Origin of the sequence: Bacteroides sp. (assembly GCF_028690125.1) — a bacterium.
Lineage (GTDB): Bacteria > Bacteroidota > Bacteroidia > Bacteroidales > Bacteroidaceae > Bacteroides.
Genome location: NZ_JAQVBV010000001.1, coordinates 428970 through 443610, shown reverse-complemented (window position 1 = coordinate 443610; position 14641 = coordinate 428970). Strand labels below are relative to the sequence as shown.

The window sequence follows — 14641 nt, the reverse complement described above, 5'->3', positions numbered from 1 at the left end:
TAACAATTAAATAATTTAAATTCAATCATTTATGTGGTTAAGTAATTCATCTGTAGGAAGGAAAGTGGTGATGAGCGTTACCGGTATCGCCCTTGTCCTGTTTCTAACATTTCACATGGCGATGAACTTGGTTGCGATCATCTCGGCCGATGGTTACAACATGATCTGTGAATTCCTGGGAGCAAACTGGTATGCGTTAGTGGCTACCGCAGCATTGGCTGCCCTCTTTATTATTCACATCATCTATGCTTTCTGGCTGACAATGCAGAATCGGAAAGCACGTGGTAACGAACGCTATGCAGTAGTTGATAAACCCAAAACTGTAGAATGGGCTTCTCAAAATATGCTGGTGTTAGGTATCATCGTAATCGTAGGTCTTGGGCTGCACCTTTTCAACTTCTGGGCAAAAATGCAGTTGCCGGAATTGATGCATAATCTCGGTATGCATGCTGATACGCTCACTTTGGCTTATGCTGCAAATGGTGCTTATCATATCCAGCAGACTTTCTCTTGCCCGGTTTATGTAGTTCTTTACCTGGTTTGGTTATTTGCATTATGGTTCCACCTGACTCATGGTTTCTGGAGTTCTATGCAATCACTGGGATGGAACAACACAGTATGGATCAATCGTTGGAAATGTATTTCTAACATCTACTCAACGATTGTAATACTCGGTTTCGCTCTGGTAGTAGTGGTATTCTTCTTGAAATCACTGGTGTGTGGCGGTGCTTGCTAAATGTAAATTGTAAATGATTAAATTGTAAAAAAGATTATGATCAAAATAGATTCAAGAATTCCAGAAGGCCCGGTGGCTGAAAAATGGACTAACTATAAAGCTCACCAAAAATTGGTGAACCCCGCTAATAAACGTCGTTTGGATATCATCGTTGTAGGTACAGGTCTGGCAGGAGCTTCTGCTGCCGCCTCACTCGGTGAAATGGGTTTCAGAGTTTTCAATTTCTGTATTCAGGACTCTCCACGTCGTGCTCACTCTATCGCTGCACAAGGTGGTATCAATGCTGCTAAAAATTATCAGAATGATGGTGACTCTGTTTACCGTCTGTTCTATGATACAGTAAAAGGGGGTGACTATCGTGCTCGTGAAGCCAACGTTTATCGTTTGGCCGAAGTATCTAATGCTATCATCGACCAATGTGTAGCTCAAGGTGTTCCTTTCGCCCGCGAATATGGTGGCACACTGGACAACCGTTCTTTCGGTGGTGCACAAGTATCACGTACGTTCTATGCCAGAGGCCAAACCGGACAGCAGTTATTGTTGGGTGCTTACTCTGCATTGAGCCGCCAAGTAAACGTAGGTACTGTAAAAATGTACACTCGTTACGAAATGCAAGACGTTGTTATCATTGACGGACGTGCTCGCGGTATTATCGCTAAAAACTTAATCACAGGTAAACTGGAACGTTTCGCAGCTCACGCTGTAGTAATTGCTACGGGTGGTTACGGAAACGCTTACTTCTTGTCTACCAACGCTATGGGCTGTAACTGTACAGCTGCTATTTCTTGCTACCGCAAGGGTGCTGTATTCGCTAACCCCGCATATGTTCAGATTCACCCCACTTGTATTCCGGTACACGGTGACCAACAGTCTAAACTGACGTTGATGTCTGAATCTCTTCGTAACGATGGTCGTATCTGGGTTCCGAAAAAGAAAGAAGATGCCGTGAAACTTCAAAAGGGTGAAATTAAAGGAAGCGATATTCCTGAAGAAGATCGCGACTATTATTTGGAACGCCGCTATCCGGCATTCGGAAACTTGGTTCCGCGTGACGTTGCCAGCCGTGCTGCCAAGGAACGTTGTGATGCAGGATTTGGTGTAAACAACACAGGTCTGGCTGTATTCCTTGATTTCTCTGAAGCTATCAACCGTTTGGGTATTGATGTTGTTCTTCAACGTTATGGCAACCTCTTCGATATGTATGAGGAAATCACTGACGTCAATCCCGGTGAGCTGGCAAAGGAAACTAACGGTGTGAAATATTATAACCCGATGATGATTTATCCGGCTATCCACTATACAATGGGTGGTATTTGGGTAGACTATGAGCTGCAAACTACTATCAAAGGTTTGTTTGCAATCGGTGAATGTAACTTCTCTGACCACGGTGCAAACCGTCTTGGTGCTTCTGCCTTGATGCAAGGTTTGGCTGACGGTTACTTCGTATTGCCTTACACTATCCAAAATTATCTGGCCGACCAAATCACGGTTCCTCGTTTCTCTACCGATCTTCCTGAATTTGCAGAAACAGAAAAAGCTATTCAAGCTAAGATTGATAAGTTCATGAGTATCCAAGGTAAAGAATCTGTTGATTCTATCCACAAGAAACTGGGTCACGTAATGTGGGAATGTATGGGTATGGGTCGTACCGCAGAAGGTCTGAAAGAAGGTATTGCCAAACTGAAAGAAATCCGCAAGGAATTCGAAACCAACTTGTTTATCCCTGGTTCTAAAGAAGGTATGAATGTTGAGCTTGACAAAGCAATCCGTTTGTACGACTTCATCACAATGGGTGAACTTGTAGCTTATGACGCTTTGAACCGTAACGAAAGTTGTGGTGGTCACTTCCGTGAAGAATACCAGACTGAAGAAGGAGAAGCAAAACGTGATGACGAAAACTTCTTCTATGTAGCATGCTGGGAATATCAGGGCGACGATGAAAAGGCTCCTGTATTGTATAAGGAACCGTTGGTATATGAAGCTATCAAAGTTCAGACTCGTAACTACAAGAGCTAATCGGTGAAGTTAAACATTAAAAAGAATTAGAAGAAAATGGATAAAAATATATCATTTACACTGAAGGTATGGCGTCAAGCCGGTCCAAAAGCTAAAGGTGCTTTTGAAACCTACCAAATGAAAGATATCTCAGGTGATACTTCATTCCTCGAAATGCTGGATATCCTGAATGAACAATTGATCAGTGACGGAAAAGAACCGATTGTATTCGACCATGACTGCCGCGAAGGTATCTGCGGTATGTGTTCTCTTTATATTAACGGACATCCTCACGGTCCGGCAACAGGTGCTACTACTTGCCAGATCTATATGCGTCGTTTTCAGGATGGCGATACAATCACTGTTGAGCCTTGGCGTTCGGCAGGTTTCCCGGTCATCAAAGACTTGATGGTAGACCGTACTGCATATGATAAGATTATGCAGGCTGGTGGCTACGTAAGCGTTCGTACTGGTGCTCCTCAGGATGCTAATGCTATCCTGATTCCGAAGCAAATTGCTGATGAAGCGATGGATGCTGCTGCTTGTATCGGTTGCGGTGCTTGTGCTGCTGCTTGTAAGAACGGTTCTGCTATGTTGTTCGTATCTGCCAAAGTTAGCCAGTTGAACTTGCTTCCTCAAGGTAAACCGGAGGCTTTACGCCGTGCGAAAGCAATGCTTTCTAAGATGGACGAACTCGGATTCGGTAACTGCACAAATACTCGTGCTTGTGAAGCTGAATGTCCGAAAAATATCTCTATCAGCAATATCGCGCGTTTGAACCGCGATTTTATTATAGCTAAGTTGAAAGACTAAGCGTAAACTTGATTTGATTAATAGCATAGAATCCCCTGTTGGCGATGCCGGCAGGGGATTCCTTTATTATACGATAAGAAGCATTTCTTTAACAATCGTCACTGGTGTCTGCATCCAATCTTAATAATTCAACTTACGATTGAAGAAATCATAAAGACGGTGAATTTCATAAGTTCCCCCCAGACTATGCCCCTTACCCGGCAAATAAAGTTGTTCAAACATCTTATCTGCTTTTATCAAAGCATTCACAACCTGCAATGTAGAGGCCGGGTCCACATTATCATCCAATTCTCCATTTATCAACAATAAATCACCTTTTAATAAATGAGCATTCTCCACATTTGACGAACGGCTGTAGGATTCATCGACCGGATATCCCATCCAAAGTTCATTCCACCAGACCTTATCCATCCGATTATCATGACATCCACAGAAAGAGACCGCTGCTCTATAAAAGTCATTGTGGAATAACAAAGCCGCCATGGCATTCTGTCCACCGGCAGACCAGCCATAAATTCCCACCCGGCTCGTATCCATATATTTATATTTCCGGGCAGCAGCCTGTATCCATTTAATTCTATCCGGAAATCCTGCATCCTTGAGATTTTTCCAACAAACATCATGAAACTTCTTAGAACGATTGTTAGTGCCCATTCCATCAATCTTCACTACAATATATCCTTGCTCCGCCAAAGAAGAAATACACCATGTAATAGGATTAAAATCCTTTTGAACATAAGAATCGTGAGGCCCGGCATAAATATCCTCTATCACAGGATAAGACTTGGACGGATCAAAGTTAAAAGGACGATAAATGGTTCCCCAAATATCGGTTTTCCCATCCCTGCCTTTTGCACAAAACACCTCAGGCATTTGCCAACCACAGGCTACCAAGTCTGTCACATCACATTTTTCTAATGTGGCTATCACCTCTTTTTTTCCTACTTTACGCAAGACACTGACAGATGGTAAATCCGGACGCGAATACACATCTACAAAATAGGTCCGATCCTTTGAAAGAGTTATTTTATGATTACCATCTTCCGGAGTCAAATCCCGAAAATCGGTTCCGTCAAACTTCACAGAACAATAATGTTGATTATAAGGGTCTTCTTTTTTATAAAGTCCTGAAGCCATGAAATAAACTTTCTGCTGTTCGGTATCTACAAAAATAACTTTTCGTACTACCCACTCTCCACGCGTCACTTGATTCTTAACTTCACCGGTCTTGCCATCTATCCGATAGATATGACGCCACCCATCACGTTCGGACATCCAAAGCATTTCTGCTCCATCATTCAAGTCAAAACGATAGTTATTAATATAAGAAATAAATGTATCCGATTTCTCATCGGCCAGATGACGTATAACTCCATCTACAGCATTGACTTCTCCAACAATATAACGTTGATGCCCGCGCCGGTTAAATTCAAAGGTGAAAGCACGGCTGTCTTCTCTCCATCCGGTAAGAGAAAGGCTAAACTGATATTCATACAATCGCGTATCCAAAGGTATCTGCTTTCGTTGTTCCACATCAAACAATACGGGTACTGACACAGGAAGTTCATCTCCCGGTTTGGCATAATTCCGCCAATGCAAAAGTGGTTGTAGCTGACTCTCCGGTGCAGATTCCAGCAAAGGAATACGCCGACAGTTTGCCTGTCGTGTTTTCAAGGTAGCTATCTTTTTTGAATCGGGCGACCATGTCAAACCGGCACTATAAAAGCAGTCGAAAGTGCCATCCATACTCAAAGCTACTTCTTTACCCTGTTTGCCATCGGATGAAGATATATACACATTATTGTCTCGTACATAAGCTACCCATTGCTTATCCGGAGACATTACCTTGCCGTCTTTAGTCTCAGGCCCTTTGTTCTCCCCTTTATCAGTAGATTTCCAGATTTCGGGGAACTGCTTTTTCAACTCCTCAAGACTAGCAGCAGCCTGTTTATCGCCGGTTTCTGCATTCACCAAATAAAAGACAGTGCCACTTCTCTCCTTGTTCTTATACCAAAAATAATATGAATCACCTATCCATTCGGGAATCACTTTTGCAGAATATACCTTATCTGCTAATTTGTAAAGAGTATCCGCCCGTTGATAATCTACTTTTTCCGCTATCATAGCCGAAATATCGGAACAGGCAAAAACGACCACCAAAATTGTATAACAAAGTCGCATCATGTTTTTCTAAGTTTTTATAATCAATCCTTATTTCACCATAGTTAGTAGCACTACTAACACAATAATATTCAGCACAAAAAGGAACTTACATTCCTTTTTTCAATAATCAAATCATATTGCAAGCAGAAACCGGATAATTCTGAACATTCATATAATACAGTATTCCGAATATGTCCGGCAGATTCTTTCGGAGATAGTATTTATTGTATATTCATTCTATCCAAGAGTCTATTTATGCAAAAATAAGTATTCTTCTATGATATAAATGCATTATCTGTATAAAAGATTATTCTATTTATTCAGATTTTCATAAAACCACCCTTATAAATACAACAATCCCCTTATTTCTCCCTTTTCAATTCATAAAACAGGGATAAAATAAGGGGATTTCCTTTAAAGAGGATCTAAGCTAGTAAATTCTCAAATTCCATGCCGAACAACCTCTTTACTACAAGCATCTGTCAGTTATAATGTCGGGTCGGGCGACTCACCATTATCATCACCTCCGGCATCCGGCTTTCCGGTACTACCACCATTGTTGCGGCTCCCATTGGTATAATCCGTGTCAGGTTCCGTACGACGTGTCACGCTCATATCCTCTAAAGTCGATTTAATGATCTTTCCGGGATAAAATAGGATTTTTCTTCGAACGATAGATTTTGCCGATACATCCTCTGCATTATCCGAACTTTTCGCACAAATAGTAGGAGTAAAGATTCCAAAATCCCCCAGTTGAACGCTCTTTCCGTCATCAATGTCCTCAGCCATCTTATCTACCAATCCAGTTACTACCAGATCTACTACTTTCCGATGCACACCGCAAAGTTCACTCACCTTACGACACATCTTTGTAAAATTTACTTTACCGGAACGAACCGATTTAGGCACATACTTTTCGTTTTTCTCTTTGTCAAATCCGAACACTCTTTTTGTTACTACATACTCTAAAGCCATAATTGTTAAAGTTTAATTGGTTAAAAAAATAAGGTTTACTATTTTGCCATTTGTTCTTGTTTCAAATGACTCTGCAAAGATATAACGGGCTGCAAACCACCCAGTCCCCTTTTGTCCCCCTTTTATCCCCTTTCATTTATTCGCACAAAAAATATAGCACAATAAGTTTTTATCAATCAATTAATTATCAAGAAATACATTTTTTCCCATAAATGCGTTAATATCATATTAAGTGAACTATAAACAATATATATAAAGATTCTTTTTCTTGTATAATCAAAAGAGCCAATTAAACATATTAATAATTTACCATTTTATAGATTAAAAAAATATCAGAACTATCTTTTTAGAATTGACTACATATAAAAAAGTGAATGGCTTATACTAAATCTACTTTCAAGTTTATGCATAAAGTACTTCACAGTTTATGCATAAACGGTCATATAGTTTATGCATAAACTCGAGATTCTCTTTTATTAGTTTATAATTGCATTAACGCAATAAAAAAGGCTGCCAACTTCTTAAAAGTTCGCAGCCTCCGGTTCATAAACGGGTTACTTATACCCTAATCCTCATAAGGATCACCTAGATGTTTTGTTATAATCTTATACTGTTTAGTAGTCAAATACCGATGATTATATGGCAAATAACCGGTTGGCATAAGCTCTTTAACCAACGGAGTACAACCTTTAATCCATCGGCTGAGACAGTGCACTGCATTTTTACTCGTTGTACATCCGGAGAAGTACAACGCAGCAAGTACAGCAAAAGATAAAAACCCTCTCATTCGTCTAAATTTTAATTTGTAGTTTTATTGTTTACGACTACAAATATACAACATCAAAAAGCCGTTGTCAAGTCTTTAAGCCTTTCGGCGTTAATATATGCATCAAATACAATATTATTATATGACATTATGCTGTTTGAGCATCTCCCAAAACATTCTGTTGGCGGAGATTACGAGGAGATACCCCAAATGATTTTTTACAAAAATTAGAGAAATGGGGGAGCGATTCAAAGCCATACTTAAAGCATATTTCGGAAATACTGTAATCAGAGTTAGCCAAGTCATCCAAAATCCCTTCTTTACGGCGCGCCTGCATCCATTCGTACACCGGTTCATGGAATACGTTAGTGAAAATTCGGCGTAAAGTACTGACAGTATATCCTCCCAAGTGAGCTAGTTCTTCTACGGTTTTCACCTTCTTATGGTTTTGAAGAATGAAATATTCAAAACTACTGGTGTACTTCGAAAGCGGATGTACCAGACTAGCCAAATCATAATCGGAATAATAATGTCCTAAAATAAATGCCAACTCTTTCCGTTTCAAGGTTAATAGTTCCCGGCAAACTTTAGGTTCACCTAAATAAGATCTGGTTCCTTCCAAAAAATATTGCAATTCTTCAGTTATCTTCAAAGGAGAATAGATAAGTGGAGAGGGAACTTTATTCATTATATGATCGAAACGGAAATTACAAAACAATTCAGGTTGAGTAAAATGATAATAGATACACTCTGCTTCACTCATCGCAAGAAATTCAAACTTCGATCCAATAGCTTGCAGGAGAAATTCTCCTGCATTTAGCATAGTACCTGCATATTCCAGACTATTAACGAGGAGTTCTCCCTTCAATAAAAAAAGGATAAAGTTCTCTTCACATTTTCGAGCCGTTTGATGGAATCCTCTCTTATAGATAATATGAGTGATTGCATTGTCCACGGCTTTAGGACAGCGCTGACAGTCCCAATCGCCTTGACATGTAGGTGACATACGTATTCCGTTGTTTGTTGCTGTTTGCGACAAATGTATATCAAATGTTTCATATTACAATAAAAAAAGGAGAAAAGTTGAATATTCACAAAAAGCGCTGCATAAATCAGTTGATTTATGCAGCGCTAGAAATATAAGGGAAGATTATAAAGTATAATACAACTTATCAAATAATCTACACTAAATTGAGTACAGTAGCTAAATAAATTTATTGAATTTCACTTGGAGTTTCAGTATCCCAATTATTTACTACATCTGTATCAACTCCAATTTCTCCATCTCCAGCAGGCAAAGCTAATTTGTAACGTATACTTTGACCAACTGTCCAAGTAGATGCCGGAATTTTAATAACTTTATTTTCAGCAGTATAAGTATATCCCCCTGCTTTTGTTGCTGTATACGCAATCGAAACCGTTGCAACATCAGTAGCAATTGTTTGTGGCAATAGCATCAATGAACCATTTGTTGAATCTAATGTATAATAACCATCTGTTGCAGTATTACCAATAGTAACAGGATATTCATAAGTGACACTAGAACTACCTTCTCCCCAATTTCCGTCAACCGGATCAGCAGCAAAAGTATAAGTCGCAGTTCCTCCTTTTATACCTTTAATCTCTAATTTTGTGATTGCATAGGTATAACCATTTTCTGGCTTATATGAGAAATTAATTTTAGTAAGAATATGCTTAAAATCCAGTTGTACTTTAGCATCGTCAGCTGGCTTTCCTGTATTCACAGCAGCAACAACAAGATCTTTCTGTTCATTAGAGGTGTTTTCTATTGTAAATGATAAAGTTGGATATCCTGTTGCAGGAGCTGCAAAATTCGTTCCCCCTGAATAACCAAAGAACTGTACATTCTTGGCAGTAGGCCAATAATATTTGCCACCATCAGTTGTCCAATTTCCTTTAATGCCAGAATAAGAAATTCCATCCATATAAGCACTACCTAAGCCATTTGTGCCATAATTTTGATTTTCATCTACGATAAAAGAACTTAGCGTAAAAGCTTTAAAGGAGGCATTATCCGTTACCGTTGCTCTCGGTGACTTTTTAACTATAGTACCAACATTAATTTCATTGTTTGTTCCTTGTGCATCAAACTCTTCATTCTGTGAGCAACCTGTAATAGCCATTACCGTTGCAACTGCTAATAAAATTTTCTTCATAATCATACTTTTTAAATTCATAATATTGTTTATTCTATTTATGCTATTAATCTTACTTCATTGGTAGCTCAACATCTTCTTCATCTCCCCAATCACCAACATCTCCACCTATACCACCATCTCCACCACCGGACGGATTATCCGGCTTTTCAATTACTATATCTTCTTCCAGAGGAAGCTCTATTTCTTTGGAAGGTCCCTCTTCTCCACCACCACTTTCCGAATCAGTAATCACATCTGTTACATCAACTTCAACCTTATGTACACTCTTATCTGTTTTTACAAATGCCAGCATCAACTTCACTACACCACTTTCTGCTCTAGTAACTGTATTCCCAGGCATCCCAAAAGCAGTAAAACTCCCAACGATCTCCCCGGCACGTGCCACACCTTCAAAATAAATAGGAGCTTCACCTATCATTTTATGGCATTTACCTAAACAATAGCAGCCTGCCATACCATCCACTACTCCAACAATTGCAGAAACATATTGTAACCCTTCGGCCTTTACTTTAAAAGAGTAGGTTTTTACTACCGGCTCAGGCTTCCAGTTCAAAAGAAGTGCCTCATCACTCTTTTTTATCTGCAATTCATCTACATTCACAACATATAGTGGATCTGGTCCCCAAATCAACTTTTCTGTACCTGCTATCCCCAACCCATTGCAATGTCCGGTAAAAGCCTGAATCGTCTCATAAGCACCTTCATTCCTGATTTGCACTGTCTCCGTATCGTAATTGTAAACTACTACCGAATATCGTCCCGGAGGAACTTTGACACTACCACCTCTTACCGAAAGATAAGTATCCACTTTCCTACCCGCTCCATTTATCGGGTAAAAAATCACTCTAACCCCATCCGGCAGTTTATCTGTTACACCATCCCAGTCAAGTGATATTTCTACTCCGCTAACCGGATAATTATCCAAAACTTCCCGACGGCTACATCCTCCTAACGCCAACAGCGTGAACAGAAACATAAGAGATATATATTTCACATCTTGCATACATCACTATCTGCTTGTCGCTATCACCCATACTAAAGAAACCTTTGCTTTGGTAGGACCAATAAAATGATAACGACCACTATTCATCCAAACAATATCTCCTTCGTAAGGAGTATATTTCTTATATTCCGTTGCCAAATATCCTATACCCAAGCTGAACTCCAACGAAAAATGTCGCGCCAACTGTTTTGTATATCCGTATGTCACCCCGGCAGCTCCGTAGTACTTACCCTGATAACCATCTCCCCGAAACTGAAAATCATAAATACCACCTTCCGCATAAAGTCCCAAGAAGTGACCCGTCAGTCTATTACGTTCCCGACGGTTACCCAACCAATAACGTCCTTCCACGCCTCCGGAAAGAAGCTGATAACAAAATTCATGCTTAGTATTCAACCACCACGGACATTTATATTCAGTATTTAAAGACCATCTTTTACCTATCGGAATCTCGATCTCCAAATTTGGCGCAAGCACCAAATCATATAATAAATTATTCTTTATTGCTAGAATTGTTTTACTTTTCACCGAGACTTCCACTTCCTCACCAGTATCCTTACAAGAACTTTTACAGGAAATTTCTGCCACCGTCTTATTTGGATTACCATCCAGAAACTCTTCTCCTTGTGTTGAAACAAATAATTCGCTAGTGGAAGTCGCAGGTTTAAAAGTATTCTTTTCTTTTGAAGGTAATTTCCGAACTACAGCAATGGCTACCCTTCTTAATTCTGGCAGTACATCATACACTATAGACCGATAAGGGATTCCACGATCTAATTTTCGTAATAATTGCTTCCGCTTCATCATATCTTCCTTATGATAATCAATGAGCATCAACACTTCTTCCCGGTCGGGCAGATTTAAATCAGCAGATACCAATCTGCGAAATCCTGTCCAATCTTCTCCCTTAGCCAAAAAGTCAATCTTTTCTTTATCAATAGAAGGATAACGATTTTGTAGTAATTCTTTTACCGAATTTCCTCTTCTGGCAGACAAGTCGATATTACCATTACATTCACCATCGGGTGAGGCAAAAGCTTCTCCTTTTATTAAAACGACAGAGTCTGTTCCTGAATTCGAATCAAACAAAGAATCCAACAAAGCGATGGCTCTACCGTTGCTCCTATAACAAGAATCAATACGACTCTCATTCTCACTAAAATAAACAACTACTTGAAAAGTTGTATCCTTCACGACAGCTATAGATGAAACTGAAGCATACCCTTCCGACTGGTTCAAAAGTATTCCCAAAAAAGCTAGAATGTAGACACCATGTTTCATAATTGTTCGTTTCTGCGAACAAATATAGAGGTTGGAAAATTAAAACAATCACACTTATATGACTATTTTCAGGGCATGGAATGTTCTGTGAAACGATTGGAACAAATTTGCAAGTTTGAAGAGTTTTTAGCAGGTGTTAGCTTATTATTTCCGAAAATGAGACTATACATTCTTATCTTCTAGCAGTAATTGTTCTATTGTTTTTTTATAGTCTTCTCCCATACTTTTCCGATATTCAATAATAAAGGTAGAGTATATCTTAGAAAGACTTGCAAAATCATTCAATTTCTTATAAGAGCGTACGCAATATGACAACGCCTTCTCGCTTAGAGGATCTCTTCTCAGAATTATAAAACAAATTCGCAACACATATGAAAACTCATTCTGTCGATAATATATAGGTAGATCCTTAGGCAGCAAAGAGAAAATAACATCTTCCGAATGTTGTTTGTATTTGTCATACAAAGAATCCTCCTCGTTTTCCAGCAACCTACCTCTTTCCCATATATTGAGGAAAGATTTACAAGACTGCGGATGCGTGGTTAAATGGTCATGCAAACAGAAGTAATCACAATAACAGATACTTTTATCTATCGAAATTTTAAAAACACCCCTCTCATAAACAAGTTTAATACCATCCAACTCCGACAATACCTTACGAAGATTACTAATAGTCACACCTTTCAGATTCTTTGCCTTATCTTCCGATTTATCAGGCCAGAAAATCTCATTTAATGAAGAAGAATTAACACCTTCTCCTTTTTCAGCACTATCCAATAAAATATATAAGAAGATGTATTTCAATTTTTTACTGAATAGATAAGTAATATCACGTCCATTCCGACCATATATCGTGAATCGACCATATACATAGATCTTATTACATTCCGCTTGCCGCTTGACTAACGGACTAACACTTGTCGAACCGGAAATTTCTTCCTCATCTCTGTTTTTACTCTTTTGGAGATAAATATCCGACGAAACATTAGTAGTAGTTTTATAATTATCGTTTCTAGTTTCCCTCTTTTTTCGGAGAACATATACAAATACTATACCCCCAAGAATAAAAACTACCAAAGCTAAAGATGAAAAAATCCATCTCAAAGTACCCATTTCACCTTCTTCCATAGAATAATATTCCATCTCAGCATTACTGACAGGAGGAGCTGCCAACGTATAAATCACGGCTTTTACTTGCTTAGTATGTTCATCTACTTCTTGAGTAACACAATAGAACTCATTAAGCACCGGATTATGAAACAACGAAACAGTAGACTTAATGGAACCGGAAATGAAAGGAATAGAATCACCCAATTGTTCCATATCACCATTCTCTACCGACATCCGATACAATTCCAGATATGTAGATTTAATATATTCAGCATAACGAATGGTATACAATGATTTTCCGTCTTCTGATAGAATCATTTGTTCGGATGGTACCCTGTTTTCTTCATTCGGATGGCTCCAATATTTCTTAATAGTCCGACGTTTCAGATCCACTCCATATAAATCATTATAATAATTATGACCGATACTCTGATCACCCGATTCATTACCTACTCCTCCATAAATATACAGATAGTTCCCTTTTCCGGACGATACCATCGAAGAGTAAAAACGTGGTGTTATATTGTCCCCTTTAAAGTGAAGCGTATCCCATCTGTCCTCCGGTTCATTATAAGTCAGAAATGTATTGCTATATAATCTGTTACCAAATCCGCCGAATACCAAATAGCGATTATTGTCTTTATCCCAAAAGCCATTATGATGATGCAACTGAACTTTGGTGAAAGCTTTGCCCAACGGTTGCCACATTAGAGTTGATCGATCTAAAGTAGCCATCGTAATACTTCCTATCGGCAAGTTATTGATTTCATATGCACAGATGTTTCCGGTTGCTCCATTAATGAAATTAGTCCCCAACTGCATTTTCACGGGCATTTCATTGGCATAGGGTCTTTTCTGAGATTTCTTCGTACCCACTTGATAAGTGAAAAAAGAGTCGGGAGTGATAAACTGTATTTCTTGTGCCTCGACATTAAATTTTGATCCCATAGATACGGATGAAATGAATGTTGTCACCTGCTTCCAATGATAAGAATCATTAATTAACCAATAAGGATTTATCACTGTACCTCTTATTTTCCCCTCGCTGTCATGCACCAGATTTCCTTTACTTTCATTCAACAAAAAGCTATAATCCTGTCCTTTTCCCAACACTTTCAGTTCCCTAATCGAAAAAGCAGGAACATCAACCAAATGCTTCCTTCGTCCGAAAATAAACATAGGTTGCACTTGCTGCAACTGTTTCATAAGTCCGATATCTCCATTGGTACTTTGACTGCCTATTGACATCCTACTTTTTCCGGACAAGAAATCAATATGCAGTTTCACCCTGAGCCAGCGCGATATAATCGAATCATTTGGCATGGTAATAGCAATGTGATTCTTTTTTCCTTCTGTATTGAACTTAAAAATGCTTGTCTTATTATTTACATAACTATAGGTCAAACTATAAGCATCATGGTTTTCGGGATCAACCAAATGAAGCAAATAGCCAAATGTATCACTCTGAGATATTTTCAGATCAAATTCAATATCAACATAACCGGAAAAGACAGGCAGCTTATCCTTATCAAAAAGAGTGTAAGAAGTTCGTTGCTCAATAGGTAGTTTATTTCCATAAAACATTAAACCCTGAGCGTTTAAATGAGGAATTGCAGTTA

11 protein-coding genes are annotated in these 14641 nt (G+C 38.9%); 3 read left to right on the top strand and 8 right to left on the bottom strand.

Annotation, left to right across the window (positions count from 1 at the left end; translation table 11 throughout):
• Nucleotides 1–31 precede the first annotated feature (31 nt).
• The 3 genes from PHO71_RS01665 to PHO71_RS01655 are packed head-to-tail and all read left to right on the top strand — an operon-like array spanning nt 32 to nt 3544.
• Nucleotides 32–736 (top strand): succinate dehydrogenase/fumarate reductase cytochrome b subunit, encoded by a 705-nt coding sequence (locus PHO71_RS01665; RefSeq protein WP_300197927.1) that lies wholly within the window; start codon nt 32–34, stop codon nt 734–736.
• A 36-nt stretch (nt 737–772) separates the two neighbouring features.
• The gene (locus PHO71_RS01660) at nt 773–2752 is read left to right on the top strand and encodes a fumarate reductase/succinate dehydrogenase flavoprotein subunit (protein WP_300197924.1); all 1980 of its coding nucleotides are present in this window, start codon (nt 773–775) and stop codon (nt 2750–2752) included.
• A 36-nt stretch (nt 2753–2788) separates the two neighbouring features.
• Nucleotides 2789–3544, top strand: coding sequence for a succinate dehydrogenase/fumarate reductase iron-sulfur subunit (locus PHO71_RS01655; protein WP_300197921.1), 756 nt, complete (start codon nt 2789–2791; stop codon nt 3542–3544).
• Nucleotides 3545–3664: 120 nt separating this feature from the next.
• On the opposite strand, the gene PHO71_RS01650 is transcribed toward PHO71_RS01655, so the two are convergent.
• The 8 genes from PHO71_RS01650 to PHO71_RS01615 all read right to left on the bottom strand — a co-directional run bounded on the left by PHO71_RS01650 (nt 3665) and on the right by PHO71_RS01615 (nt 14606).
• Nucleotides 3665–5728 carry a S9 family peptidase gene (locus PHO71_RS01650; protein WP_300197919.1) on the bottom strand — a complete coding sequence of 688 codons (2064 nt, stop codon included), beginning with the start codon at nt 5726–5728 and terminating at the stop codon, nt 3665–3667.
• A 465-nt stretch (nt 5729–6193) separates the two neighbouring features.
• Nucleotides 6194–6682 (bottom strand): HU family DNA-binding protein, encoded by a 489-nt coding sequence (locus tag PHO71_RS01645; RefSeq protein ID WP_300197917.1) that lies wholly within the window; start codon nt 6680–6682, stop codon nt 6194–6196.
• Nucleotides 6683–7247: 565 nt separating this feature from the next.
• The gene (locus PHO71_RS01640; RefSeq protein WP_300197914.1) at nt 7248–7469 is read right to left on the bottom strand and encodes a DUF4248 domain-containing protein; all 222 of its coding nucleotides are present in this window, start codon (nt 7467–7469) and stop codon (nt 7248–7250) included.
• A 127-nt stretch (nt 7470–7596) separates the two neighbouring features.
• Nucleotides 7597–8454: a helix-turn-helix transcriptional regulator gene (locus PHO71_RS01635; protein ID WP_300197912.1), complete on the bottom strand. Its 858-nt coding sequence runs from the start codon at nt 8452–8454 to the stop codon at nt 7597–7599.
• A gap of 208 nt (nt 8455–8662) precedes the next feature.
• On the bottom strand, nt 8663–9625 hold the full coding sequence (locus PHO71_RS01630) for a fimbrillin family protein (protein ID WP_300197909.1): 963 nt from the start codon (nt 9623–9625) through the stop codon (nt 8663–8665).
• Nucleotides 9626–9677: 52 nt separating this feature from the next.
• Entirely contained in the window at nt 9678–10631 is a 954-nt protein-coding gene (locus tag PHO71_RS01625; protein WP_300197907.1) for a DUF5119 domain-containing protein, read from the bottom strand.
• A 6-nt stretch (nt 10632–10637) separates the two neighbouring features.
• Nucleotides 10638–11912 (bottom strand): DUF3575 domain-containing protein, encoded by a 1275-nt coding sequence (locus PHO71_RS01620; RefSeq protein WP_300197904.1) that lies wholly within the window; start codon nt 11910–11912, stop codon nt 10638–10640.
• A gap of 162 nt (nt 11913–12074) precedes the next feature.
• Nucleotides 12075–14606, bottom strand: a complete 2532-nt coding sequence (locus PHO71_RS01615; RefSeq protein ID WP_300197901.1) for a hypothetical protein — start codon at nt 14604–14606, stop codon at nt 12075–12077.
• Nucleotides 14607–14641 lie beyond the last annotated feature (35 nt).